Annotated in this window: 33 protein-coding genes and 4 pseudogenes; 25 read left to right on the top strand and 12 right to left on the bottom strand. The window is 38.2% G+C overall.

Going from position 1 to position 24633, the window contains the following annotated elements:
• The first annotated feature begins 1 nt into the window (after position 1).
• Positions 2–325 carry a transposase gene (locus tag H1220_02365; GenBank protein ID QMI86217.1) on the top strand — a complete coding sequence of 108 codons (324 nt, stop codon included), beginning with the start codon at positions 2–4 and terminating at the stop codon, positions 323–325.
• Between the two features lie 1495 nt (positions 326–1820).
• On the opposite strand, the pseudogene H1220_02360 reads toward H1220_02365, so the two are convergent.
• The 3 pseudogenes from H1220_02360 to H1220_02350 form a co-directional block, all read right to left on the bottom strand.
• A pseudogene (locus tag H1220_02360) lies at positions 1821–2321 on the bottom strand (DUF1542 domain-containing protein).
• Between the two features lie 366 nt (positions 2322–2687).
• Positions 2688–3188: pseudogene (locus tag H1220_02355) on the bottom strand (DUF1542 domain-containing protein).
• Positions 3189–3557: 369 nt separating this feature from the next.
• Positions 3558–4058 (bottom strand): annotated as a pseudogene (locus H1220_02350) (DUF1542 domain-containing protein).
• Positions 4059–4130: 72 nt separating this feature from the next.
• On the opposite strand from H1220_02350, the gene H1220_02345 reads away from it, so the two are divergent.
• Both H1220_02345 and H1220_02340 read left to right on the top strand, forming a co-directional pair.
• Entirely contained in the window at positions 4131–4268 is a 138-nt protein-coding gene (locus H1220_02345; GenBank protein QMI86216.1) for a hypothetical protein, read from the top strand.
• 3 nt (positions 4269–4271) lie between these two features.
• Positions 4272–4703: a hypothetical protein gene (locus H1220_02340; protein ID QMI86215.1), complete on the top strand. Its 432-nt coding sequence runs from the start codon at positions 4272–4274 to the stop codon at positions 4701–4703.
• 158 nt (positions 4704–4861) lie between these two features.
• Here the strand turns inward: H1220_02340 and H1220_02335 are convergent.
• From H1220_02335 to H1220_02325, 3 genes and pseudogenes are all read right to left on the bottom strand, one after another.
• Positions 4862–5254 (bottom strand): annotated as a pseudogene (locus H1220_02335) (DUF1542 domain-containing protein).
• Positions 5203–8397, bottom strand: coding sequence for a DUF1542 domain-containing protein (locus H1220_02330; protein QMI86214.1), 3195 nt, complete (start codon positions 8395–8397; stop codon positions 5203–5205). Before H1220_02330 ends, H1220_02335 begins: the two are co-directional and overlap by 52 nt.
• Before the next feature lie 497 nt (positions 8398–8894).
• Positions 8895–9413 carry a hypothetical protein gene (locus tag H1220_02325; protein ID QMI86213.1) on the bottom strand — a complete coding sequence of 173 codons (519 nt, stop codon included), beginning with the start codon at positions 9411–9413 and terminating at the stop codon, positions 8895–8897.
• A 43-nt stretch (positions 9414–9456) separates the two neighbouring features.
• On the opposite strand from H1220_02325, the gene H1220_02320 reads away from it, so the two are divergent.
• Positions 9457–10131, top strand: a complete 675-nt coding sequence (locus H1220_02320; GenBank protein ID QMI86212.1) for a hypothetical protein — start codon at positions 9457–9459, stop codon at positions 10129–10131.
• Here the strand turns inward: H1220_02320 and H1220_02315 are convergent.
• Together H1220_02315 and H1220_02310 are read right to left on the bottom strand one after the other, a co-directional pair.
• Positions 10028–12241: a YSIRK-type signal peptide-containing protein gene (locus H1220_02315; GenBank protein ID QMI86211.1), complete on the bottom strand. Its 2214-nt coding sequence runs from the start codon at positions 12239–12241 to the stop codon at positions 10028–10030. The two genes, H1220_02320 and H1220_02315, sit on opposite strands and share 104 nt — an antisense overlap.
• A gap of 368 nt (positions 12242–12609) precedes the next feature.
• Positions 12610–12936 carry an LPXTG cell wall anchor domain-containing protein gene (locus H1220_02310; protein ID QMI86210.1) on the bottom strand — a complete coding sequence of 109 codons (327 nt, stop codon included), beginning with the start codon at positions 12934–12936 and terminating at the stop codon, positions 12610–12612.
• Positions 12937–12973: 37 nt separating this feature from the next.
• On the opposite strand from H1220_02310, the gene H1220_02305 reads away from it, so the two are divergent.
• Genes H1220_02305 through H1220_02295 form a run of 3 tightly spaced genes read left to right on the top strand, consistent with a single transcriptional unit; the run spans position 12974 to position 14672 of the window.
• Positions 12974–13720: a hypothetical protein gene (locus H1220_02305; GenBank protein QMI86209.1), complete on the top strand. Its 747-nt coding sequence runs from the start codon at positions 12974–12976 to the stop codon at positions 13718–13720.
• A 32-nt stretch (positions 13721–13752) separates the two neighbouring features.
• Positions 13753–14286 carry a hypothetical protein gene (locus H1220_02300; GenBank protein ID QMI86208.1) on the top strand — a complete coding sequence of 178 codons (534 nt, stop codon included), beginning with the start codon at positions 13753–13755 and terminating at the stop codon, positions 14284–14286.
• A complete protein-coding gene (locus H1220_02295; GenBank protein QMI86207.1) occupies positions 14274–14672 on the top strand; it encodes a hypothetical protein in 399 nt (132 codons plus the stop codon). Before H1220_02300 ends, H1220_02295 begins: the two co-directional genes overlap by 13 nt.
• Positions 14673–14698: 26 nt before the next feature.
• Here the strand turns inward: H1220_02295 and H1220_02290 are convergent, their stop codons facing one another.
• Positions 14699–14842 (bottom strand): hypothetical protein, encoded by a 144-nt coding sequence (locus H1220_02290; GenBank protein ID QMI86206.1) that lies wholly within the window; start codon positions 14840–14842, stop codon positions 14699–14701.
• A 57-nt stretch (positions 14843–14899) separates the two neighbouring features.
• Between H1220_02290 and H1220_02285 the strand changes: the two genes are divergently transcribed.
• From H1220_02285 to H1220_02200, 18 genes are all read left to right on the top strand, one after another.
• Positions 14900–15406, top strand: coding sequence for a hypothetical protein (locus H1220_02285; GenBank protein ID QMI86205.1), 507 nt, complete (start codon positions 14900–14902; stop codon positions 15404–15406).
• The gene (locus H1220_02280; GenBank protein QMI86204.1) at positions 15394–15666 is read left to right on the top strand and encodes a hypothetical protein; all 273 of its coding nucleotides are present in this window, start codon (positions 15394–15396) and stop codon (positions 15664–15666) included. The genes H1220_02285 and H1220_02280 overlap by 13 nt, the downstream gene beginning before the upstream one ends.
• Positions 15667–15739: 73 nt before the next feature.
• On the top strand, positions 15740–15925 hold the full coding sequence (locus H1220_02275) for a hypothetical protein (protein ID QMI86203.1): 186 nt from the start codon (positions 15740–15742) through the stop codon (positions 15923–15925).
• Positions 15913–16446, top strand: coding sequence for a hypothetical protein (locus tag H1220_02270; GenBank protein QMI86202.1), 534 nt, complete (start codon positions 15913–15915; stop codon positions 16444–16446). The genes H1220_02275 and H1220_02270 overlap by 13 nt, the downstream gene beginning before the upstream one ends.
• On the top strand, positions 16434–16619 hold the full coding sequence (locus H1220_02265; protein QMI86201.1) for a hypothetical protein: 186 nt from the start codon (positions 16434–16436) through the stop codon (positions 16617–16619). Before H1220_02270 ends, H1220_02265 begins: the two co-directional genes overlap by 13 nt.
• Positions 16550–16792, top strand: coding sequence for a hypothetical protein (locus tag H1220_02260; protein ID QMI86200.1), 243 nt, complete (start codon positions 16550–16552; stop codon positions 16790–16792). Before H1220_02265 ends, H1220_02260 begins: the two co-directional genes overlap by 70 nt.
• Positions 16780–16965 carry a hypothetical protein gene (locus H1220_02255; GenBank protein ID QMI86199.1) on the top strand — a complete coding sequence of 62 codons (186 nt, stop codon included), beginning with the start codon at positions 16780–16782 and terminating at the stop codon, positions 16963–16965. The genes H1220_02260 and H1220_02255 overlap by 13 nt, the downstream gene beginning before the upstream one ends.
• Before the next feature lie 17 nt (positions 16966–16982).
• Positions 16983–17312, top strand: coding sequence for a hypothetical protein (locus H1220_02250; GenBank protein ID QMI86198.1), 330 nt, complete (start codon positions 16983–16985; stop codon positions 17310–17312).
• Positions 17300–17482: a hypothetical protein gene (locus H1220_02245; GenBank protein ID QMI86197.1), complete on the top strand. Its 183-nt coding sequence runs from the start codon at positions 17300–17302 to the stop codon at positions 17480–17482. Before H1220_02250 ends, H1220_02245 begins: the two co-directional genes overlap by 13 nt.
• A gap of 17 nt (positions 17483–17499) precedes the next feature.
• Entirely contained in the window at positions 17500–17655 is a 156-nt protein-coding gene (locus H1220_02240; protein ID QMI86196.1) for a hypothetical protein, read from the top strand.
• A complete protein-coding gene (locus H1220_02235; GenBank protein QMI86195.1) occupies positions 17643–17828 on the top strand; it encodes a hypothetical protein in 186 nt (61 codons plus the stop codon). The genes H1220_02240 and H1220_02235 overlap by 13 nt, the downstream gene beginning before the upstream one ends.
• A gap of 12 nt (positions 17829–17840) precedes the next feature.
• The gene (locus tag H1220_02230) at positions 17841–18086 is read left to right on the top strand and encodes a hypothetical protein (protein ID QMI86194.1); all 246 of its coding nucleotides are present in this window, start codon (positions 17841–17843) and stop codon (positions 18084–18086) included.
• Positions 18087–18098: 12 nt separating this feature from the next.
• Positions 18099–18344 carry a hypothetical protein gene (locus H1220_02225; protein QMI86193.1) on the top strand — a complete coding sequence of 82 codons (246 nt, stop codon included), beginning with the start codon at positions 18099–18101 and terminating at the stop codon, positions 18342–18344.
• Between the two features lie 17 nt (positions 18345–18361).
• Positions 18362–18604, top strand: coding sequence for a hypothetical protein (locus tag H1220_02220; GenBank protein QMI86192.1), 243 nt, complete (start codon positions 18362–18364; stop codon positions 18602–18604).
• 73 nt (positions 18605–18677) lie between these two features.
• Complete coding sequence (locus H1220_02215) at positions 18678–18950, top strand: hypothetical protein (GenBank protein ID QMI86191.1); 273 nt, start codon at positions 18678–18680, stop codon at positions 18948–18950.
• Positions 18938–19126 carry a hypothetical protein gene (locus tag H1220_02210; GenBank protein QMI86190.1) on the top strand — a complete coding sequence of 63 codons (189 nt, stop codon included), beginning with the start codon at positions 18938–18940 and terminating at the stop codon, positions 19124–19126. The genes H1220_02215 and H1220_02210 overlap by 13 nt, the downstream gene beginning before the upstream one ends.
• Entirely contained in the window at positions 19054–19383 is a 330-nt protein-coding gene (locus H1220_02205; protein QMI86189.1) for a hypothetical protein, read from the top strand. The genes H1220_02210 and H1220_02205 overlap by 73 nt, the downstream gene beginning before the upstream one ends.
• A complete protein-coding gene (locus H1220_02200) occupies positions 19311–19991 on the top strand; it encodes a hypothetical protein (GenBank protein ID QMI86188.1) in 681 nt (226 codons plus the stop codon). The genes H1220_02205 and H1220_02200 overlap by 73 nt, the downstream gene beginning before the upstream one ends.
• Here H1220_02200 and H1220_02195 read toward each other — a convergent pair.
• The 3 genes from H1220_02195 to H1220_02185 form a co-directional block, all read right to left on the bottom strand.
• On the bottom strand, positions 19888–20205 hold the full coding sequence (locus H1220_02195; GenBank protein QMI86187.1) for a hypothetical protein: 318 nt from the start codon (positions 20203–20205) through the stop codon (positions 19888–19890). The two genes, H1220_02200 and H1220_02195, sit on opposite strands and share 104 nt — an antisense overlap.
• On the bottom strand, positions 20117–22768 hold the full coding sequence (locus tag H1220_02190; protein ID QMI86186.1) for a YSIRK-type signal peptide-containing protein: 2652 nt from the start codon (positions 22766–22768) through the stop codon (positions 20117–20119). The genes H1220_02195 and H1220_02190 overlap by 89 nt, the downstream gene beginning before the upstream one ends.
• Positions 22769–23103: 335 nt before the next feature.
• Entirely contained in the window at positions 23104–23721 is a 618-nt protein-coding gene (locus H1220_02185) for a recombinase family protein (protein QMI86185.1), read from the bottom strand.
• Positions 23722–24633 lie beyond the last annotated feature (912 nt).

Genomic DNA, 24633 nt, shown 5'->3' with positions numbered 1-24633 from the left:
TGTGTTTCTACAAGAGTTGAGATATGCTTATAGACAGCGAGATTTTGATTTATTTATGAAGGTTATTCATCATATTGACCCGTCATTACCAGAGTGGTTTAGAAAGAAATTTGATATTTTTAAAACCTATCAGAATGGTATTTATCAAGCTTTTACCACACCTTATTCAAACGGTATCACAGAAACTATCAACAATCATATTAAAGTCATCAAACGCATTGCCTATGGCTACAGACGTTTTTCTTATTTTAGATTGCGTATTTTAATCATACAACACCATTCTCAGTGGCAGAAAAAGAATGTGAAAAAGGTAGTGAATGGTTAATGCCATTCACTACCAACATACTCACTATTTCTCTCCACCAACACAATTTGACGAAGAGCCAAAATAAAAAGATAGTGACGTAACATTCGTTACATCACTACCTTTTATGAGTCATCAACCCTATTTGACATAGAGCCAAAAAGGCAACCCTTAAGGGCTGCCTAAATTCGGCTCTCTATAATAAATCATTTGATGTCTTGAGAACTTCGTCTATCAGAATGACGCCAATAGCGTCTCCTACAAAGATGACTACAAAATACTGTACGCCTATCTAAAACACCTTCTAAAGTCTCAACTTTTCTTCCGCACTTCTTGCAAAAAAATTCTCGATGACTTTTCAACTTAGAGTTCATATTATTATCTCCTTTATTTTAAGATATTATGATAAACAAAGTACATAATTTATTTAAATAAATATACTGATAGGTTTCAAAAAATAATTAGCTAAAGATTACTTCTTTTTTTATTCACCAAAAACAACTGATATTAATAGAAGTAGAAATGAAATATCTCGTTTTTTACTTCCTAGTTACATTAACTTTATATGGCAATATCAACTTGATATTTTATATTCGATTTATTCCTTTTCTTCTTCAATTCGTCTTCTTAATGATGCAATCATTAAACCTAATCCCAGTACAGTAGCTCCATAGAATATTGTATTTTGCTCTATTGCTCCTGTTTTTGGTAGTTTTTTGTTTTGATATTCATCTTTATTAGATGAAGTTGTACCTTCTTTGTTACTATCTACATCTATATTAGAGATTGATTTATTGAAGTTAAGTTTATCTTTACCAACTTTATTGTTATCAGGTAAGATTACGCCTAATTCAAATCTTGGTCTATCGTAATTAGGAGTATCTACATTAACTTCGTAGTTACCTTTTGCTATTAACTCTGTATATGGTATTTCTAAGTTATTAACTGTTACTCTGTTGTCACCAAAAATAATCGTTACACCTGGATTTAAACGTAGTAGCTCTTCTTTTAGTTTATCTTTTGTTGTTTGGTCAATGTTAGCTGTGTCAGATACTCTTATTTTATAAGCTGGTAATATGACAGAAACTTTTGATACCCCTGCTTCTTTTGCACTTTCGATGGCTGCTGTGTTTGTTGCTTTATCGATTTCGCCTTTTGCTGCGTCAGCTGCTTCTTGTGCTTTTTGTTTTGCTGCTTGTCTTTCTGCCGGTGTTAGGTCATTGTTGGCATCAAGTTGTGTGTCTCTTGCGTCTTTGGCTGTATCGATGGCTTCTTTGGCTTCTGCTTTGGCTTTCGGTAAGTCTAGTGACGCTACGCCGTCTGCTTTGGCTTTTTCAAGTCCTGCTTCGTCTGCTTGATCGATGGCTGCCTTCGCTGCTTCTGCTGCTTTTTCTAGTTCAGCTTTAGCTGCTTCTTTGTCTTTTAGACTAGAGTTGTCGATGTCTCTTGCTTTCTCGGCTTTTGCCTCATCGATGGCTTTTTTAGCGTCTGCTTTGGCTGATACGACTGGTGAAGAGGAAATGGCTGTTTCCCCTGCTTCTTTTGCACTTTCGATGGCTGCTGTGTTTGTTGCTTTATCGATTTCGCCTTTTGCTGCGTCAGCTGCTTCTTGTGCTTTTTGTTTTGCTGCTTGTCTTTCTGCCGGTGTTAGGTCATTGTTGGCATCAAGTTGTGTGTCTCTTGCGTCTTTGGCTGTATCGATGGCTTCTTTGGCTTCTGCTTTGGCTTTCGGTAAGTCTAGTGACGCTACGCCGTCTGCTTTGGCTTTTTCAAGTCCTGCTTCGTCTGCTTGATCGATGGCTGCCTTCGCTGCTTCTGCTGCTTTTTCTAGTTCAGCTTTAGCTGCTTCTTTGTCTTTTAGACTAGAGTTGTCGATGTCTCTTGCTTTCTCGGCTTTTGCCTCATCGATGGCTTTTTTAGCGTCTGCTTTGGCTGATACGACTGGTGAAGAGGAAATGGCTGTTTCCCCTGCTTCTTTTGCACTTTCGATGGCTGCTGTGTTTGTTGCTTTATCGATTTCGCCTTTTGCTGCGTCAGCTGCTTCTTGTGCTTTTTGTTTTGCTGCTTGTCTTTCTGCCGGTGTTAGGTCATTGTTGGCATCAAGTTGTGTGTCTCTTGCGTCTTTGGCTGTATCGATGGCTTCTTTGGCTTCTGCTTTGGCTTTCGGTAAGTCTAGTGACGCTACGCCGTCTGCTTTGGCTTTTTCAAGTCCTGCTTCGTCTGCTTGATCGATGGCTGCCTTCGCTTCTGCTGCTTTTTCTAGTTCAGCTTTAGCTGCTTCTTTGTCTTTTAGACTAGAGTTGTCGATGTCTCTTGCTTTCTCGGCTTTTGCCTCATCGATGGCTTTTTTAGCGTCTGCTTTGGCTGATACGACTGGTGAAGAGGAAATGGCTGTTTCCCCTGCTTCTTTTGCACTTTCGATGGCTGCTGTGTTTGTTGCTTTATCGATTTCGCCTTTTGCTGCGTCAGCTGCTTCTTGTGCTTTTTGTTTTGCTGCTTGTCTTTCTGCCGGTGTTAGGTCATTGTTGGCATCAAGTTGTGTGTCTCTTGCGTCTTTGGCTGTATCGATGGCTTCTTTGGCTTCTGCTTTGGCTTTCGGTAAGTCTAGTGACGCTACGCCGTCTGCTTTGGCTTTTTCAAGTCCTGCTTCGTCTGCTTGATCGATGGCTGCCTTCGCTGCTTCTGCTGCTTTTTCTAGTTCAGCTTTAGCTGCTTCTTTGTCTTTTAGACTAGAGTTGTCGATGTCTCTTGCTTTCTCGGCTTTTGCCTCATCGATGGCTTTTTTAGCGTCTGCTTTGGCTGATACGACTGGTGAAGAGGAAATGGCTGTTTCCCCTGCTTCTTTTGCACTTTCGATGGCTGCTGTGTTTGTTGCTTTATCGATTTCGCCTTTTGCTGCGTCAGCTGCTTCTTGTGCTTTTTGTTTTGCTGCTTGTCTTTCTGCCGGTGTTAGGTCATTGTTGGCATCAAGTTGTGTGTCTCTTGCGTCTTTGGCTGTATCGATGGCTTCTTTGGCTTCTGCTTTGGCTTTCGGTAAGTCTAGTGACGCTACGCCGTCTGCTTTGGCTTTTTCAAGTCCTGCTTCGTCTGCTTGATCGATGGCTGCCTTCGCTGCTTCTGCTGCTTTTTCTAGTTCAGCTTTAGCTGCTTCTTTGTCTTTTAGACTAGAGTTGTCGATGTCTCTTGCTTTCTCGGCTTTTGCCTCATCGATGGCTTTTTTAGCGTCTGCTTTGGCTGATACGACTGGTGAAGAGGAAATGGCTGTTTCCCCTGCTTCTTTTGCACTTTCGATGGCTGCTGTGTTTGTTGCTTTATCGATTTCGCCTTTTGCTGCGTCAGCTGCTTCTTGTGCTTTTTGTTTTGCTGCTTGTCTTTCTGCCGGTGTTAGGTCATTGTTGGCATCAAGTTGTGTGTCTCTTGCGTCTTTGGCTGTATCGATGGCTTCTTTGGCTTCTGCTTTGGCTTTCGGTAAGTCTAGTGACGCTACGCCGTCTGCTTTGGCTTTTTCAAGTCCTGCTTCGTCTGCTTGATCGATGGCTGCCTTCGCTGCTTCTGCTGCTTTTTCTAGTTCAGCTTTAGCTGCTTCTTTGTCTTTTAGACTAGAGTTGTCGATGTCTCTTGCTTTCTCGGCTTTTGCCTCATCGATGGCTTTTTTAGCGTCTGCTTTGGCTGATACGACTGGTGAAGAGGAAATGGCTGTTTCCCCTGCTTCTTTTGCACTTTCGATGGCTGCTGTGTTTGTTGCTTTATCGATTTCGCTTTTGCTGCGTCAGCTGCTTCTTGTGCTTTTTGTTTTGCTGCTTGTCTTTCTGCCGGTGTTAGGTCATTGTTGGCATCAAGTTGTGTGTCTCTTGCGTCTTTGGCTGTATCGATGGCTTCTTTGGCTTCTGCTTTGGCTTTCGGTAAGTCTAGTGACGCTACGCCGTCTGCTTTGGCTTTTTCAAGTCCTGCTTCGTCTGCTTGATCGATGGCTGCCTTCGCTGCTTCTGCTGCTTTTTCTAGTTCAGCTTTAGCTGCTTCTTTGTCTTTTAGACTAGAGTTGTCGATGTCTCTTGCTTTCTCGGCTTTTGCCTCATCGATGGCTTTTTTAGCGTCTGCTTTGGCTGATACGACTGGTGAAGAGGAAATGGCTGTTTCCCCTGCTTCTTTTGCACTTTCGATGGCTGCTGTGTTTGTTGCTTTATCGATTTCGCCTTTTGCTGCGTCAGCTGCTTCTTGTGCTTTTTGTTTTGCTGCTTGTCTTTCTGCCGGTGTTAGGTCATTGTTGGCATCAAGTTGTGTGTCTCTTGCGTCTTTGGCTGTATCGATGGCTTCTTTGGCTTCTGCTTTGGCTTTCGGTAAGTCTAGTGACGCTACGCCGTCTGCTTTGGCTTTTTCAAGTCCTGCTTCGTCTGCTTGATCGATGGCTGCCTTCGCTGCTTCTGCTGCTTTTTCTAGTTCAGCTTTAGCTGCTTCTTTGTCTTTTAGACTAGAGTTGTCGATGTCTCTTGCTTTCTCGGCTTTTGCCTCATCGATGGCTTTTTTAGCGTCTGCTTTGGCTGATACGACTGGTGAAGAGGAAATGGCTGTTTCCCCTGCTTCTTTTGCACTTTCGATGGCTGCTGTGTTTGTTGCTTTATCGATTTCGCCTTTTGCTGCGTCAGCTGCTTCTTGTGCTTTTTGTTTTGCTGCTTGTCTTTCTGCCGGTGTTAGGTCATTGTTGGCATCAAGTTGTGTGTCTCTTGCGTCTTTGGCTGTATCGATGGCTTCTTTGGCTTCTGCTTTGGCTTTCGGTAAGTCTAGTGACGCTACGCCGTCTGCTTTGGCTTTTTCAAGTCCTGCTTCGTCTGCTTGATCGATGGCTGCCTTCGCTGCTTCTGCTGCTTTTTCTAGTTCAGCTTTAGCTGCTTCTTTGTCTTTTAGACTAGAGTTGTCGATGTCTCTTGCTTTCTCGGCTTTTGCCTCATCGATGGCTTTTTAGCGTCTGCTTTGGCTGATACGACTGGTGAAGAGGAAATGGCTGTTTCCCCTGCTTCTTTTGCACTTTCGATGGCTGCTGTGTTTGTTGCTTTATCGATTTCGCCTTTTGCTGCGTCAGCTGCTTCTTGTGCTTTTTGTTTTGCTGCTTGTCTTTCTGCCGGTGTTAGGTCATTGTTGGCATCAAGTTGTGTGTCTCTTGCGTCTTTGGCTGTATCGATGGCTTCTTTGGCTTCTGCTTTGGCTTTCGGTAAGTCTAGTGACGCTACGCCGTCTGCTTTGGCTTTTTCAAGTCCTGCTTCGTCTGCTTGATCGATGGCTGCCTTCGCTGCTTCTGCTGCTTTTTCTAGTTCAGCTTTAGCTGCTTCTTTGTCTTTTAGACTAGAGTTGTCGATGTCTCTTGCTTTCTCGGCTTTTGCCTCATCGATGGCTTTTTTAGCGTCTGCTTTGGCTGATACGACTGGTGAAGAGGAAATGGCTGTTTCCCCTGCTTCTTTTGCACTTTCGATGGCTGCTGTGTTTGTTGCTTTATCGATTTCGCCTTTTGCTGCGTCAGCTGCTTCTTGTGCTTTTTGTTTTGCTGCTTGTCTTTCTGCCGGTGTTAGGTCATTGTTGGCATCAAGTTGTGTGTCTCTTGCGTCTTTGGCTGTATCGATGGCTTCTTTGGCTTCTGCTTTGGCTTTCGGTAAGTCTAGTGACGCTACGCCGTCTGCTTTGGCTTTTTCAAGTCCTGCTTCGTCTGCTTGATCGATGGCTGCCTTCGCTGCTTCTGCTGCTTTTTCTAGTTCAGCTTTAGCTGCTTCTTTGTCTTTTAGACTAGAGTTGTCGATGTCTCTTGCTTTCTCGGCTTTTGCCTCATCGATGGCTTTTTTAGCGTCTGCTTTGGCTGATACGACTGGTGAAGAGGAAATGGCTGTTTCCCCTGCTTCTTTTGCACTTTCGATGGCTGCTGTGTTTGTTGCTTTATCGATTTCGCCTTTTGCTGCGTCAGCTGCTTCTTGTGCTTTTTGTTTTGCTGCTTGTCTTTCTGCCGGTGTTAGGTCATTGTTGGCATCAAGTTGTGTGTCTCTTGCGTCTTTGGCTGTATTTATTGCACCTATAGCTTCTGCTCTTGTTTTTTCTAATTCAATAGCTTCTAGTCCACTATTTTTTGCATTGTTTATTGCATTATCATCTGTTGCATTTCCAATCACTCTTGATGCTACTTCTATTGCTTTTGTTATTTTTCCTTTTGCTTTTGTTTTTTCTTCTTGTGATAGATTGTTATTATCATCAATTGTTCTATTTGCTTTTTCTTGTTGTTGTGCTAAAGCACTTACTGCTGCTTCCTTATCTAATAGATTTAAAGTTACAGTTATAGTTTTAGATACACCAGAGTTAAAATCATCACTCTCATTATTTATTGTAGCTAAAATTCTAATAGTATTGCCTTTTCCTTTTATTTTACTAATAGTTTCAACTGACTCACCTTGAGAATTTCGTATTTCTTCTACTGTAAAGCTAATATCATTTGTTTTATCGAATTTATCAGTAGGAGCTTTAATATATCCCAAAATCATTTCCTCAAATTCAACTTTGTTAGTAGATTCTTTACCAATATTTAAAGTTATATTCTCTGGTGCATAAACAGTTCTTAGTCTAAATGGTTTACTAACATCTAGTCCTGTACCACTTTCAATTCTCCCATTAGTTATTTTAATAACTTTAGTGTAATTATCAAATGTATTTTTTGAACTTGAAGTTAAAACACTTCCTTCTTTTAAAACAAACTCTTTAGCGCTATTCAACTCTTCAATAAGGCGAGTATTTCCACTGTAAAATGCTTGTTCATGATTTTTAGTACCAATATCATTTTCAGCTATATAAATTTTAGGGACATTACCTGTTGGTGTTGTGATTACAATATCTTTGTCTGTTGGTGTATCTTTCCACATGATTACATCTTTTGGAGTTCCCGTAGTGGTTCTTTCTGTTGGTGCTGAATTTGATGAATCTGGTTGTGGATTTGTTGTTCTTACAACAGGTTTAAACCATGCACGAGCATAATTGTTTGATACTGGTTGCTTAGACTTCATCCCAGCTACAAAAGCAAGATCGTCTATACTTCTTACGCTATTGTCCACTGTAGCTGTATAGTAAAGATAGTACTCCTTATTACCTTCTGCTACTTCAAATGAAAAAATTGCTCCTGTTCTAGCTCTGATAGAATCGTACATATCTTTTACATCACCTTTTAGATTTCCATCATTTACATGCCATCCAATTACATCTCGCCAACGCTCATCAAAGCTATCTATTCGACCACCTATAGAATTACCAATTCTAGGTGTATAAGTTCTAGTGCCTCCTTTTTCATCACCAACTCTTGCTCCTCTTACCCAATCTCCAATTATATTTCCATCTACCCATCCAGTAAAATTACTTTCAGTACCGAAATTAATACTTGTAATACGGGTAACTTCTTTCGGAATTGACACGTAATAGAATGGTTCTTTCCATCTATCATGATGTGAATTAAATACTACTCTTACATTAATTGTATGGCTACTAGGATTAAACGAAAGAACTTCAAACTTAGCAGCATTAATCGCTATATTACCATCATTTCCTTCTTTACTATTCCATCCATAGCCTCCTATTAATCCAGATATAGGTCCTCCATTACGAAAGTTTGTTCTTTCAATAAGTGATAGGTTCTTTCTGTTGTAGTCTTGAAAGTTTTTAGACAAACTCAAGGATTTTTGTTGTTCAAGTGATAGACTTGCTACTATTTCATCTGTAAGGTTTAATTGTTCAAAGTCTTCAATAGTACATGCCTTGATTTCTTTTGGTGTCATTCTTTTAAAGTCTTCTAAGGTTATTGTTTTTTCTTTTTCTACTTTTTCAGAAACTACTGGTTTTATTTCTGAAGTTTGACTGTCATATAATTTTACATCTGAAGACATCTCTACGACTTCTTTTTTAAATGAGCCAGCGCTCGTCTCTGATACTACTTCTGTTACAAGGGCAGATTTAACAGTATCAAGTGTATTCGCCAATACTTGCGGTGGCATTATCAAAAAAGAACCTAAAAATACAGATCCTACACCTACCTTAAATTTCCGAATAGAAAATCGATCTTTTTGCTTATAAAACATTTATTTTTCTCCTTTTTTTAACATTTAGCACATTTTAATTTTAAATCCGTTCAAAAAATTAGGATTTTTGGAACAAGTGAGGTATACTTAGGAAAGCATAATTGCGATTTTAATAATTCTTAAGAAATAAGGATTTTTGGATACGTTTTTATAGAATAGATAATTAATTATTTGCTGTTTTTCATGAATATTGGTAATTCCAAAAGTCCTAGTATTTTGTACAACTTCTTTAATTTTTTCTTTTGCCGAGTTGTAAAATAAAGTGCAAAAGCAAAATAGTGTTATAAAAAGGCTTTAATTTAAGAGAAAATTGCCTTTTTGTCTACATGAAATTAGGGTTGGTGGCTTATGCCATCAACCCTAAAAATTATACAGCCATAAAAAATATACTTCTAATCTAGTGGTAGCTAAATACTTTGTTTTCATTTTTCATAAATAACGATACAGTCACTATGTGCGTCTTACCTAACATAATATTTTCGACTACTATTCTATTTTTAATCTTCTGTTTTTTTAGAATATATACTAATTGTTATACCCATAACAAATAATACAACACCCATGATTGAAATAGACGAAAATATAGTCCCCGTATGCGGTAAGTACTTATCATTTTTTAAAACTTTATTATTAAACAATCCATTGCCGATATATGACAAATACTCTCTCTTTGTATTGACTGATTTAATGTCTAAATTTGTATCTACCTCACTATTCCCTAAACTAATATTTTCTGACCTTATACTATTTATATCTAAAATAGAAGTTATATCTAGTTTTTCGAAATCTTTTGTACACTCATTTAACTCTAATATATTTGTTTCTTCCATTTTAATCTCTTTACTTAACGTATCATTTTTATCTATTTCAGAAACATTTTCATCTATGTATGTCACATTATTTATTAAATCTTCATGACCTTCATTATCACTTAGTTTATTTTCTCCAATTGAGTCTCTTTGTGTTTCTGGCTGAATTTGATCATGTTCATTTTCAACATTCTCTTTTATCTCCAATGAAGTACCTTCATTCCTCTCTATTGCATTCGGATTTACAGGATTGCTTCCTTTTTCTTTTTCTTCAACGTCTGGGAAACCATCTCCATCTGTATCTACTGTGTTTGGTGTAGAAGTCGCATCGTTTGGATTGCTTCCTTTTTCTTTTTCTTCAACGTCTGGGAAACCATCTCCATCTGTATCTACTGTGTTTGGTGTAGAAGTCGCATCGTTTGGATTGCTTCCTTTTTCTTTTTCAACGTCTGGGAAACCATCTCCATCTGTATCTACTGTGTTTGGTGTAGAAGTCGCATCGTTTGGATTGCTTCCTTTTTCTTTTTCTTCAACGTCTGGGAAACCATCTCCATCTGTATCTACTGTGTTTGGTGTAGAAGTCGCATCGTTTGGATTGCTTCCTTTTTCTTTTTCTTCAACGTCTGGGAAACCATCTCCATCTGTATCTACTGTGTTTGGTGTAGAAGTCGCATCGTTTGGATTGCTTCCTTTTTCTTTTTCTTCAACGTCTGGGAAACCATCTCCATCTGTATCTACTGTGTTTGGTGTAGAAGTCGCATCGTTTGGATTGCTTCCTTTTTCTTTTTCTTCAACGTCTGGGAAACCATCTCCATCTGTATCTACTGTGTTTGGTGTAGAAGTCGCATCGTTTGGATTGCTTCCTTTTCTTTTTCTTCAACGTCTGGGAAACCATCTCCATCTGTATCTACTGTGTTTGGTGTAGAAGTCGCATCGTTTGGATTGCTTCCTTTTTCTTTTTCTTCAACGTCTGGGAAACCATCTCCATCTGTATCTACTGTGTTTGGTGTAGAAGTCGCATCGTTTGGATTGCTTCCTTTTTCTTTTTCTTCAACGTCTGGGAAACCATCTCCATCTGTATCTACTGTGTTTGGTGTAGAAGTCGCATCGTTTGGATGACTTACATCTGTTGGATTCGTAGAATCCACAATCATCACAGCTACCTCAATGAATGCTTTTGAACGGTCTGGATATTCCACAATCAATGTTACTATTTTCTTACCTACTGTCCTCGTATCTGGCAAATGTTGTAAATCCCAATATAAATATGTCTCGGACTTAGGTAACTCATCCCTATTCTTCAACATATTCTCTGAATTTGGCAAACTAAATGGCATTAAAGCATTTACTGGTAACACAATCCTTTCATCTTTCACCATTGGACGATACCGTACTGAATCATCATCTTTTGTGGTGAATTTCAAATGATATAACCACTCATCTTGATACCCCGTTCCCGACAAACTACCTTTATTCCCATTCACAAAACCACTAAATTCTTTAGAAATTCGCTCTTCAAAATAACTTCTTGACCCATGTCCTTCTTGGGTTTTACCAACATTAATAGCATGTTTAAAATTGCCAACTAAAGAAATAACGCCGTCATTAGACACCTTATAATGCGTGACCACTCCGTCTTTTGCCAGCTTATCTCCTTTTTCTGCTAACTGATTTAAATATCGATTAAATAGATTTCCTGCAATTTTCGGCGCATTAAAGGTATATCCTTTTCTAATCCATGAATATTTTCTATCGTATGCTTCAATCATAGCACGTTGTGTTAGATAACCTCCTAAAGAATGACCAGTAATATAAAGATTATTCACTTTTTTCTCACGGTTTAATCTTTCTAACAGTTTAACAACAGAATCTGCTTGACTAGGATTTGTTTTAAACAGAATACTCGCATCATTTTGGACATCTTTAAAACCTGCTGTTCCTCTAATTGCAAGTACCTGAATATGCGAATTATCAATATACGAATCTGGAACAGAACCGTATTTTTTTGCATCAAATCTCGTTTCAAAAAGCACTGCATCAAATCCATTTGACTCATGATACGTTTCTTTCACATACCAAAATGGTGCAAGTTCCTTATGCATGATATCATATTCTAATCGATCCTTATAACGGTCTACTGAGTAAAGAGTTGGATCTAATACTTTTTTGATATAATCATCATCTCGATACACCAATTCCATAAATAACACTGTTTCTCTAGGAGAGATCGTCTCCCATTTTCGTGGATTCGTGTGCTTATTATTTACTTCATCTCCATCTAGCCAACCATCACCGTCTGTATCTGCTAATTTTGGGTGACTATTGTATCCATAGTACTTCTTATCGTTCAGAGTATAGATATAAATTTCTTCTTTATTGATTAAACCATCTTTATCATCGTCCATATCTGGATCTAATGGTGGTTGTTGATATAAAGTACGATCAACAATTTCCCCCTCCAACGTAATAACTCCTCGAGAAATATTTAAAGCATATTCATTTGTCAATGCTTCTTTTTTTGCATCAAGAATATTAGAACTTCTAAATCCTGTATTAACTGTACGGTCACTCGTTACCGAGATATTTTTTGAATTGTCTATTTTTTCTTCAACTAATTGAATTTTATCTTTCTCCCCAGAAATAGAAAATTCTTCCTTTTCATCTGCCTTTGCTTTCAAGACAATCAAAGTAGTTTCTTTACTTATTTTGTCTAATTTATTAATATCTTCTGTTTCATCACTAGATATACTCTTTTCCCCTACTGTTGATTTTTCTACCGTACTTTCTGAATCATCCTTATCCGTAAGAGTAGACATATCTTCTTTTATTTTGTCTAAGACGGATACAGACGATTCATTTACCACACTGTTCATCTGCTGTTTGGAAGTATATTGAATTTCCTTAGCTTTTGCCTCACTTATTCCAAAACAGAACATTATTCCTATAGCAAAACTAACCGTTCCTATACACAATTTTCGAATAGAAAATTGCTGTTTCAAAGTATACCAATTATATTGTTTCTTTCTATTTTTCATACTTAATCTTCTCTCCTGTTTTCTGCTTAGGTACTCCATCACAATTTACTTTATACAGTATTCAATAAACAGATGTCTATATTATGGTTGTCTTCATCCTAATTTAAACAAAACGATTATTTTAAAAAGAGAGAAGATCGCAATCTTCTCTCCTCATGTGCCTAGACCACATGACAATATCTAATTACTGTTGTGTTTTAACCCTCTGGGAATGTCTCCAATAACGTCTGCGACATACCGAACTACAAAATACTGTGCGTCTATCTAACGTTCCTTCAATGGTTTTAATTTCTTTACCACATCTTTTACAAGTAAATACTCTACTATGATAAAGTATACTTGTTCCAGGCTCTTTCATACTATCCATGCTATTCTTCATCTTTTTTATATTTACTTAATAAACCAGATAATCCAAGTGTTATAAATCCAACAAATAATCCCAGATGATTTGTCGCTTCTCCTGTGTGTGGTAATTGGTTTTCAGATTTAGATACTGTATCTTCCAGTTCATTTGGAACATTAACATTTTCCGATTTATCTTTTGAACCAACACCTATATTACCACTTTGTTTATAACGTTTTGGATGACTATCTTTATCAAACGGATCTGTACCATTCTCTAACTCCTCACGGTTTGTGAAACCATCATGATCAGAATCTTCATCAAGATTTAGAACTGGTTTATCTGGTGTCACCAATCCTACGCCTATTTCATGATGTCCTTTATGTGGCTTGCTGTTTGGTGTAGAAGTCGCATCGTTTGGATTGCTTCCTTTTTCTTTTTCTTCAACGTCTGGGAAACCATCTCCATCTGTATCTACTGTGTTTGGTGTAGAAGTCGCATCGTTTGGATTGCTTCCTTTTTCTTTTTCTTCAACGTCTGGGAAACCATCTCCATCTGTATCTACTGTGTTTGGTGTAGAAGTCGCATCGTTTGGATTGCTTCCTTTTTCTTTTTCTTCAACGTCTGGGAAACCATCTCCATCTGTATCTACTGTGTTTGGTGTAGAAGTCGCATCGTTTGGATTGCTTCCTTTTTCTTTTTCTTCAACGTCTGGGAAACCATCTCCATCTGTATCTACTGTGTTTGGTGTAGAAGTCGCATCGTTTGGATTGCTTCCTTTTTCTTTTTCTTCAACGTCTGGGAAACCATCTCCATCTGTATCTACTGTGTTTGGTGTAGAAGTCGCATCGTTTGGATTGCTTCCTTTTTCTTTTTCTTCAACGTCTGGGAAACCATCTCCATCTGTATCTACTGTGTTTGGTGTAGAAGTCGCATCGTTTGGATTGCTTCCTTTTTCTTTTTCTTCAACGTCTGGGAAACCATCTCCATCTGTATCTACTGTGTTTGGTGTAGAAGTCGCATCGTTTGGATTGCTTCCTTTTTCTTTTTCTTCAACGTCTGGGAAACCATCTCCATCTGTATCTACTGTGTTTGGTGTAGAAGTCGCATCGTTTGGATTGCTTCCTTTTTCTTAACGTCTGGGAAACCATCTCCATCTGTATCTACTGTGTTTGGTGTAGAAGTCGCATCGTTTGGATTGCTTCCTTTTTCTTTTTCTTCAACGTCTGGGAAACCATCTCCATCTGTATCTACTGTGTTTGGTGTAGAAGTCGCATCGTTTGGATTGCTTCCTTTTTCTTTTTCTTCAACGTCTGGGAAACCATCTCCATCTGTATCTACTGTGTTTGGTGTAGAAGTCGCATCGTTTGGATTGCTTCCTTTTTCTTTTTCTTCAACGTCTGGGAAACCATCTCCATCTGTATCTACTGTGTTTGGTGTAGAAGTCGCATCGTTTGGATTGCTTCCTTTTTCTTTTTCTTCAACGTCTGGGAAACCATCTCCATCTGTATCTACTGTGTTTGGTGTAGAAGTCGCATCGTTTGGATTGCTTCCTTTTTCTTTTTCTTCAACGTCTGGGAAACCATCTCCATCTGTATCTACTGTGTTTGGTGTAGAAGTCGCATCGTTTGGATTGCTTCCTTTTTCTTTTCTTCAACGTCTGGGAAACCATCTCCATCTGTATCTACTGTGTTTGGTGTAGAAGTCGCATCGTTTGGATTGCTTCCTTTTTCTTTTTCTTCAACGTCTGGGAAACCATCTCCATCTGTATCTACTGTGTTTGGTGTAGAAGTCGCATCGTTTGGATTGCTTCCTTTTTCTTTTTCTTCAACGTCTGGGAAACCATCTCCATCTGTATCTACTGTGTTTGGTGTAGAAGTCGCATCGTTTGGATTGCTTCCTTTTTCTTTTTCTTCAACGTCTGGGAAACCATCTCCATCTGTATCTACTGTGTTTGGTGTAGAAGTCGCATCGTTTGGATTGCTTCCTTTTTCTTTTTCTTCAACGTCTGGGAAACCATCTCCATCTGTATCTACTGTGTTTGGTGTAGAAGTCGCATCGTTTGGATTGCTTCCTTTTTCTTTTTAACGTCTGGAAACCATCTCCATCTGTATCTACTGTGTTTGGTGTAGAAGTCGCATCGTTTGGATTGCTTCCTTTTCTTTTTCTTCAACGTCTGGGAAACCATCTCCATCTGTATCTACTGTGTTGGTGTAGAAGTCGCATCGTTTGGATTGCTTCCTTTTTCTTTTCTTCAACGTCTGGGAAACCATCTCCATCTGTATCTACTGTGTTTGGTGTAGAAGTCGCATCGTTTGGATTGCTTCCTTTTTTTTTCTTCAACGTCTGGGAAACCATCTCCATCTGTATCTACTGTGTTTGGTGTAGAAGTCGCATCGTTTGGATTGCTTCCTTTTTCTTTTTCTTCAACGTCTGGGAAACCATCTCCATCTGTATCTACTGTGTTTGGTGTAGAAGTCGCATCGTTTGGATTGCTTCCTTTTTCTTTTTCTTCAACGTCTGGGAAACCATCTCCATCTGTATCTACTGTGTTTGGTGTAGAAGTCGCATCGTTTGGATTGCTTCCTTTTTCTTTTTCTTCAACGTCTGGGAAACCATCTCCATCTGTATCTACTGTGTTTGGTGTAGAAGTCGCATCGTTTGGATTGCTTCCTTTTTCTTTTTCTTCAACGTCTGGGAAACCATCTCCATCTGTATCTACTGTGTTTGGTGTAGAAGTCGCATCGTTTGGATTGCTTCCTTTTCTTTTTCTTCAACGTCTGGGAAACCATCTCCATCTGTATCTACTGTGTTTGGTGTAGAAGTCGCATCGTTTGGATTGCTTCCTTTTTCTTTTTCTTCAACGTCTGGGAAACCATCTCCATCTGTATCTACTGTGTTTGGTGTAGAAGTCGCATCGTTTGGATTGCTTCCTTTTTCTTTTTCTTCAACGTCTGGGAAACCATCTCCATCTGTATCTACTGTGTTTGGTGTAGAAGTCGCATCGTTTGGATTGCTTCCTTTTCTTTTTCTTCAACGTCTGGGAAACCATCTCCATCTGTATCTACTGTGTTTGGTGTAGAAGTCGCATCGTTTGGATTGCTTCCTTTTCTTTTTCTTCAACGTCTGGGAAACCATCTCCATCTGTATCTACTGTGTTTGGTGTAGAAGTCGCATCGTTTGGATTGCTTCCTTTTTCTTTTTCTTCAACGTCTGGGAAACCATCTCCATCTGTATCTACTGTGTTTGGTGTAGAAGTCGCATCGTTTGGATTGCTTCCTTTTTCTTTTTCTTCAACGTCTGGGAACCATCTCCATCTGTATCTACTGTGTTTGGTGTAGAAGTCGCATCGTTTGGATTGCTTCCTTTTTCTTTTTCTTCAACGTCTGGGAAACCATCTCCATCTGTATCTACTGTGTTTGGTGTAGAAGTCGCATCGTTTGGATTGCTTCCTTTTTCTTTTTCTTCAACGTCTGGGAAACCATCTCCATCTGTATCTACTGTGTTTGGTGTAGAAGTCGCATCGTTTGGATTGCTTCCTTTTTCTTTTTCTTCAACGTCTGGGAAACCATCTCCATCTGTATCTACTGTGTTTGGTGTAGAAGTCGCATCGTTTGGATTGCTTCCTTTTTCTTTTTCTTCAACGTCTGGGAAACCATCTCCATCTGTATCTACTGTGTTTGGTGTAGAAGTCGCATCGTTTGGATTGCTTCCTTTTTCTTTTTCTTCAACGTCTGGGAAACCATCTCCATCTGTATCTACTGTGTTTGGTGTAGAAGTCGCATCGTTTGGATTGCTTCCTTTTTCTTTTCTTCAACGTCTGGGAAACCATCTCCATCTGTATCTACTGTGTTTGGTGTAGAAGTCGCATCGTTTGGATTGCTTCCTTTTTCTTTTTCTTCAACGTCTGGGAAACCATCTCCATCTGTATCTACTGTGTTTGGTGTAGAAGTCGCATCGTTTGGATGCTTCCTTTTTCTTTTTCTTCAACGTCTGGGAAACCATCTCCATCTGTATCTACTGTGTTTGGTGTAGAAGTCGCATCGTTTGGATTGCTTCCTTTTTCTTTTTCTTCAACGTCTGGGAAACCATCTCCATCTGTATCTACTGTGTTTGGTGTAGAAGTCGCATCGTTTGGATTGCTTCCTTTTTCTTTTTCTTCACGTCTGGGAAACCATCTCCATCTGTATCTACTGTGTTTGGTGTAGAAGTCGCATCGTTTGGATTGCTTCCTTTTTCTTTTTCTTCAACGTCTGGGAAACCATCTCCATCTGTATCTACTGTGTTTGGTGTAGAAGTCGCATCGTTTGGATTGCTTCCTTTTTCTTTTTCTTCAACGTCTGGGAAACCATCTCCATCTGTATCTACTGTGTTGGTGTAGAAGTCGCATCGTTTGGATTGCTTCCTTTTTCTTTTTCTTCAACGTCTGGGAAACCATCTCCATCTGTATCTACTGTGTTTGGTGTAGAAGTCGCATCGTTTGGATTGCTTCCTTTTTCTTTTTCTTCAACGTCTGGGAAACCATCTCCATCTGTATCTACTGTGTTTGGTGTAGAAGTCGCATCGTTTGGATTGCTTCCTTTTTCTTTTTCTTCAACGTCTGGGAAACCATCTCCATCTGTATCTACTGTGTTTGGTGTAGAAGTCGCATCGTTTGGATTGCTTCCTTTTTCTTTTCTTCAACGTCTGGGAAACCATCTCCATCTGTATCTACTGTGTTTGGTGTAGAAGTCGCATCGTTTGGATTGCTTCCTTTTTCTTTTCTTCAACGTCTGGGAAACCATCTCCATCTGTATCTACTGTTTGGTGTAGAAGTCGCATCGTTTGGATTGCTTCCTTTTTCTTTTTCTTCAACGTCTGGGAAACCATCTCCATCTGTATCTACTGTTTTGGTGTAGAAGTCGCATCGTTTGGATTGCTTCCTTTTTCTTTTTCTTCAACGTCTGGGAAACCATCTCCATCTGTATCTACTGTGTTTGGTGTAGAAGTCGCATCGTTTGGATTGCTTCCTTTTTCTTTTCTTCAACGTCTGGGAAACCATCTCCATCTGTATCTACTGTGTTTGGTGTAGAAGTCGCATCGTTTGGATTGCTTCCTTTTTCTTTTTCTTCAACGTCTGGGAAACCATCTCCATCTGTATCTACTGTGTTTTGGTGTAGAAGTCGCATCGTTTGGATTGCTTCCTTTTTCTTTTCTTCAACGTCTGGGAAACCATCTCCATCTGTATCTACTGTGTTTGTGTAGAAGTCGCATCGTTTGGATTGCTTCCTTTTTCTTTTTCTTCAACGTCTGGGAAACCATCTCCATCTGTATCTACTGTTTGGTGTAGAAGTCGCATCGTTTGGATTGCTTCCTTTTTCTTTTTCTTCAACGTCTGGGAAACCATCTCCATCTGTATCTACTGTGTTTGGTGTAGAAGTCGCATCGTTTGGATTGCTTCCTTTTTCTTTTTCTTCAACGTCTGGGAAACCATCTCCATCTGTATCTACTGTGTTGGTGTAGAAGTCGCATCGTTTGGATTGCTTCCTTTTCTTTTTCTTCAACGTCTGGGAAACCATCTCCATCTGTATCTACTGTGTTTGTGTAGAAGTCGCATCGTTTGGATTGCTTCCTTTTTCTTTTTCTTCAACGTCTGGGAAACCATCTCCATCTGTATCTACTGTGTTTGGTGTAGAAGTCGCATCGTTTGGATTGCTTCCTTTTTCTTTTTCTTCAACGTCTGGGAAACCATCTCCATCTGTATCTACTGTGTTTGTGTAGAAGTCGCATCGTTTGGATTGCTTCCTTTTTCTTTTTCTTCAACGTCTGGGAAACCATCTCCATCTGTATCTACTGTGTTTGGTGTAGAAGTCGCATCGTTTGGATTGCTTCCTTTTTCTTTTTCTTCAACGTCTGGGAAACCATCTCCATCTGTATCTACTGTGTTTGGTGTAGAAGTCGCATCGTTTGGATTGCTTCCTTTTTCTTTTTCTTCAACGTCTGGGAAACCTCTCCATCTGTATCTACTGTGTTTGGTGTAGAAGTCGCATCGTTTGGATTGCTTCCTTTTTCTTTTTCTTCACGTCTGGGAAACCATCTCCATCTGTATCTACTGTGTTTGGTGTAGAAGTCGCATCGTTTGGATTGCTTCCTTTTTCTTTTTCTTCAACGTCTGGGAAACCATCTCCATCTGTATCTACTGTGTTTGGTGTAGAAGTCGCATCGTTTGGATTGCTTCCTTTTTCTTTTTCTTCAACGTCTGGGAAACCATCTCCATCTGTATCTACTGTGTTTGGTGTAGAAGTCGCATCGTTTGGATTGCTTCCTTTTTCTTTTTCTTCAACGTCTGGGAAACCATCTCATCTGTATCTACTGTGTTTGGTGTAGAAGTCGCATCGTTTGGATTGCTTCCTTTTTCTTTTTCTTCAACGTCTGGGAAACCATCTCCATCTGTATCTACTGTGTTTGGTGTAGAAGTCGCATCGTTGGATTGCTTCCTTTTTCTTTTTCTTCAACGTCTGGGAAACCATCTCCATCTGTATCTACTGTGTTTGGTGGTGTAGAAGTCGCATCGTTTGGATTGCTTCCTTTTTCTTTTTCTTCAACGTCTGGGAAACCATCTCCATCTGTATCTACTGTGTTTGGTGTAGAAGTCGCATCGTTTGGATTGCTTCCTTTTCTTTTTCTTCAACGTCTGGGAAACCATCTCCATCTGTATCTACTGTGTTTGTGTAGAAGTCGCATCGTTTGGATTGCTTCCTTTTCTTTTCTTCAACGTCTGGGAAACCATCTCCATCTGTATCTACTGTGTTTGGTGTAGAAGTCGCATCGTTTGGATTGCTTCCTTTTTCTTTTTCTTCAACGTCTGGGAAACCATCTCCATCTGTATCTACTGTGTTTGGTGTAGAAGTCGCATCGTTTGGATTGCTTCCTTTTTCTTTTTCTTCAACGTCTGGGAAACCATCTCCATCTGTATCTACTGTGTTTGGTGTAGAAGTCGCATCGTTTGGATTGCTTCCTTTTTCTTTTTCTTCAACGTCTGGGAAACCATCTCCATCTGTATCTACTGTGTTTGGTGTAGAAGTCGCATCGTTTGGATTGCTTCCTTTTTCTTTTTCTTCAACGTCTGGGAAACCATCTCCATCTGTATCTACTGTGTTTGGTGTAGAAGTCGCATCGTTTGGATTGCTTCCTTTTTCTTTTTCTTCAACGTCTGGGAAACCATCTCCATCTGTATCTACTGTGTTTGGTGTAGAAGTCGCATCGTTTGGATTGCTTCCTTTTTCTTTTTCTTCAACGTCTGGGAAACCATCTCCATCTGTATCTACTGTGTTTGGTGTAGAAGTCGCATCGTTTGGATTGCTTCCTTTTTCTTTTCTTCAACGTCTGGGAAACCATCTCCATCTGTATCTACTGTGTTTGGTGTAGAAGTCGCATCGTTTGGATTGCTTCCTTTTTCTTTTTCTTCAACGTCTGGGAAACCATCTCCATCTGTATCTACTGTGTTTGGTGTAGAAGTCGCATCGTTTGGATTGCTTCCTTTTTCTTTTTCTTCAACGTCTGGGAAACCATCTCCATCTGTATCTACTGTGTTTGGTGTAGAAGTCGCATCGTTTGGATTGCTTCCTTTTTTTTTCTTCAACGTCTGGGAAACCATCTCCATCTGTATCTACTGTGTTTGGTGTAGAAGTCGCATCGTTTGGATTGCTTCCTTTTTCTTTTTCTTCAACGTCTGGGAAACCATCTCCATCTGTATCTACTGTGTTTGGTGTAGAAGTCGCATCGTTTGGATTGCTTCCTTTTTCTTTTTCTTCAACGTCTGGGAAACCATCTCCATCTGTATCTACTGGCTCTGGATAATTAACGATTACTGTTACAATCTTATCCTGACCACTTGGTGTTGTAAGTTTCACATACACTTTATTATTTTTACCAGAAGTTGGTAAAGCAGTCGTTTCCATCGCAGTATCCACATCATCTGAATTTACAATGACAGCTTTAATGCTTTCTTGTTTAACATCAAAAGCAACCTTTCCGTCTACTTCCATTAACTTCCCTTTATATGTTTCAAACACTTTATTCTTAATCTCTTCAGCTGTAACTTGCTCACCTTCTGTTTTATCAATAGGTGTTGTCGGATTTGTCACTACTAAAGCCGCAATTTTGAAACGATCTGAAATTGCTGCTCTATTTGAATCTCTCGTTCCAGCTACAGCACGAAGTGTATACTGTGACATTCCTTGTGTACTTTCCACACCTCTAACAAGACTCCCTTTTTTGAACGTTACTTGACGATTATCCTGTGAAAAGACAGATGTTACTGTATCTCCTTGAGCATACGTTTGTACTCTGCTTACATCACCGCCGCCATTTGTCAAATGCGCTTCCGTTATAACAGTACCATCTACACCTTGAATATTCCCTGTTGTGAAGTCATTGTTTGTTACTGTATCTGCCCATACATAATAGTTGCTAAATTCTGTTGCAGTCACTTTTTGTGGATAGTTCACTGTTACAGTGACTACTTTTTGATGACCAGACGGCAATGTCAAACGTACTTTAACTTTATTATTTTGTGCCTCAGGTAACTCTGACAGATTATTTTTATCAACAAGTTCTCCTGTCGGTGTTCTCACTTCAATAATCTCTTTGGTTACTTTACTCCAATCAACATCACTTCCACCTCTTTGATAAGTAGCTTGAACAGCTCCATAAATATCATTTTCTGCAGTAGGTTGACCAGATTGTTTCGTAATGGTTGTATCCGTTGCATGTACAGCACTAATTCTTATAGGTGAACTAACTGCTGGAGTTTTTCCATTCTTATCTACACGAACACGCACAGTATAACCAGAAGTATGTGTATTATCTCTTCCCAAAATAACACTACCAGCATCTAAAACAACATCTTTTTCTTTTAATTTTGTATTTATTGTATCTCCTAAAGCTGGATTTGTAACTTCATCAATCGTATCTTGGCTATTTGTTATCAATCTTGCTGACGTTGGATACCCTTCTGTATGCCCAATTACTATCGGTTTTGTAAGAGGTTCATCTGACCAAACTGTTCCTGATTGTCCATTTACTTCAAGTGGAACAGGAATACGCATATAGGCACGTGCAAAGTTTTGAGAATTTTGATAACTCTTAAAACCAATCATCATTGGTAGTTCTGAGATATCTCTAATAGGTTCTTTTAATATAGCTCTATATTCAAAAACATGTTTAAATTTTCCTACTCCTCCTCTAAACACCAAAATACCAGCAGTCTCTTTTTTAATATCTTCCCCCATTCTACGTTCTGCATCAGATGTATACTTGCCCATCTGCCATCCAATTAAATCATACCAACGACGATCCAAATTATCTTTATAATATCCTTGACCACCATTTTTGCTCGAATAACTTCTGAAATCGCTACCAGTCCTATTCTCTGATATCCACTCTGAAACAGGGTTATCTCCAGCATAACCTTGTGCTGTCTCTTTATATCGACCTCCTGTTAGAGGTTCTGAAGTCAGTGTATCAATTCCTATAATGCGTTCTACTTTTTCAGGAATAGTCAGATAATATAAAGGATTCGCCCATGCATCTTCATGTGGATTAAATTGTACAGTAACTTTAATTTCTCTACCGCCTTTTAATAATTCAAATTTTGTGTCAACAGAATTATGTGCGACATTACCTTCTCCACGAGTCCATTCATATTCGGAATTTGAAGGTTCACCATTAGGATTTATGATAAACCCACCGTCTCGAAAACTCGCACCCTCAGGTAACTTTTCTGCTAAACGAACCGTTACAGTTTTGTCAATAACATAAACTTTATCTTTATACGTTACAGATACTGTACCATCACTACCTACTGTTACCATCTCCGCTCTCAGTTGCGGATTCGCTTTTAAAACACGTTTTAAAACACGCTCTTTATCATTAGCACTTAAATTGGTAATATCAGCTACAGCAATCTGTTCTGGATCTTGGATAATCTCCTTTTCCTCTGATAATACTACTTTATTTAATATTTCATTGTCATCTACAACAGATGGAGCATTTCCATGTTCAGTTTTTGAAGGTTCAAAAGCATTTGCTTGACTATTTGAAAAAGCAAGTGGAACACTTAAAATAAATGAACCCAAAAACACCGAAAAGACACCCACTTTATACTTACGAATCGAATATCTTTGTTGTCGTTTGAAAAACATTGTATTTTCCTTTCTTATCTTAATCATTCATGAATACGGGTAGTTATTTAAATATCCCTATCCACATTATTGACAGCTTTTCTTGATTGTGATATGAAACAATAAAAATGACAGATGAATCACTACTCTCATTCTCCTTTCTTTCACCTTTTATTTTCGGATATTTTATACTTGTCCAAATATCAGGACTTTATGTACAAATATGTTAAAATAAAAGAAGCTTGAATTAAGATTGTGATTTTTCCAATGAATATAGGACTTTTAGAGCCATTATGCATCAAAAAACAACCAATTTATCATTTTGAAATTGGTTTGTTTAGTGCGTTCCAAAAGTCCTAGTATTTTGTACAACTTTTTTGATTTTTTCTAAGTATTAACCAGTTATAACACGTTGTTTTAGCCACTCCTAAAAGTTGAGCTGCCTCTCGAGTATTTAATTTATTTAAATTCCACTGTTGATAAACATCTTCAAAATTAGCTGGCAACTCTTTTTTTGGTCGCCCAAATTGAACACCTTTTTTCTTTGCTTCTATAATTCCCTCTTTTTGCCTTTGAAGCATATTTTCACGTTCTACTTGAGCAATATAAGATAATATTTGTAGTACTAAATCAGAAATGAATCGACCTGTTATATTATTATCAAAAGATGATTTCGTATTTAATAATTCTAAGTCAATAACCCGAATATCTACCTCTTTTTCTCTCACTAAATAGCGCCACTGTTCAAGAATCTCATCATAATTTCTTCCTAAACGATCAATCGATTTAATCACAATTTCATCTCCTTTTTTTACACGTTTTATCATACGTTTGTAAGCTACTCGATTGAAATCTCTCCCTGACATTTTATCAATATAAATCTGTTTTTTTGCAATCCCTTCTTTGTACATAGCTGTTAACTGACGATCAATGTTTTGTTCCTTTGTCGACACACGAATATACCCGTATTTCATAGTTAGTCCTCCTATTGTTTTTTTACTATTATCTCAAAGTAAAAATAAGATAAAAGAATAAAAAACGAAAATAAACGGATACTATAAAAATCCTGTTTCATCACGACATCAATGTAATAACAAAAGACAATTAAATTTATCTATTTTTATGTTTAGAGTTACTGTTTTTATAAAGGCACGGTTTTATTATTTAGTACATTCTCATTCAAAAACGATACATTAATAAGCTTTGTTTAGCTAACATTTTAAGTTGGTGTCCTCAAATATTAGAAAAGTTTTCTTTAAACACACGCACGTTATCTGATAAAAAATTATTGGATTTATGTTTCTATTTAAATATCCCTATATTTGAAAAAAAGAAACAAAATATGCACCAGTATTGTTGTAGAAGTAAAATTCAGTTTCTATACAGAAAAAAGAAAACATAACGAGTATTCTTATGGATACAATGAATAGTATACCCATATCTTTCATTTAAAAAGATATGTTGCGAATAAATATACTGATTTAGTTGCAAAATAGTTTGGTAGAAAAGTTATCGAAATATAGTTTTATAAAATGTTTATGCATTTTTGTATAAAAACAATTTTCAAAAACAGATATTTATTATCTTTTCATTTTGAAAATATACAAAATATTGTATAAATAAACAGAATACTTTATTTCATAAGAAATAATAGTGTTTAAAACACAAATTACAATAGTAAGTTAGCCACCTCAGAAAGTTTCGTAAATTTTCAAATCAATTAACTAAATTTTCATTTTTGTGCTATACTGTCTTAAAAGAATTAAATTGATGCTTAATGCTTGCTATCCAAATCATTCTTTTGTAGCAAGCACAGTAAGTGTACGGACAAAATTGATGAAGCAGACCTTCGGGAACTGCTTCTTTTTTTATCAATTTTTAGCTTG

This window comes from Carnobacteriaceae bacterium zg-84, assembly GCA_013874835.1.
In the GTDB taxonomy this organism is placed as follows: domain Bacteria; phylum Bacillota; class Bacilli; order Lactobacillales; family Aerococcaceae; genus WM01.
The sequence above is the reverse complement of the archived record's forward strand: the minus strand, read 5'-3'. Positions and strand labels throughout refer to the sequence as shown.

Bases quoted from the DNA above. Each gene is read 5' to 3' on its own strand.
- H1220_02340 (QMI86215.1), top strand. From the start codon at position 4,272: ATGGCTGCCTTCGCTGCTTCTGCTGCTTTTTCTAGTTCAGCTTTAGCT.
- H1220_02330 (QMI86214.1), bottom strand. From the start codon at position 8,397: ATGTTTTATAAGCAAAAAGATCGATTTTCTATTCGGAAATTTAAGGTA.
- H1220_02315 (QMI86211.1), bottom strand. From the start codon at position 12,241: ATGAAAAATAGAAAGAAACAATATAATTGGTATACTTTGAAACAGCAA.
- H1220_02260 (QMI86200.1), top strand. From the start codon at position 16,550: ATGCTTCCTTTTTCTTTTTCTTCAACGTCTGGGAAACCATCTCCATCT.
- H1220_02190 (QMI86186.1), bottom strand. From the start codon at position 22,768: ATGTTTTTCAAACGACAACAAAGATATTCGATTCGTAAGTATAAAGTG.
- H1220_02185 (QMI86185.1), bottom strand. From the start codon at position 23,721: ATGAAATACGGGTATATTCGTGTGTCGACAAAGGAACAAAACATTGAT.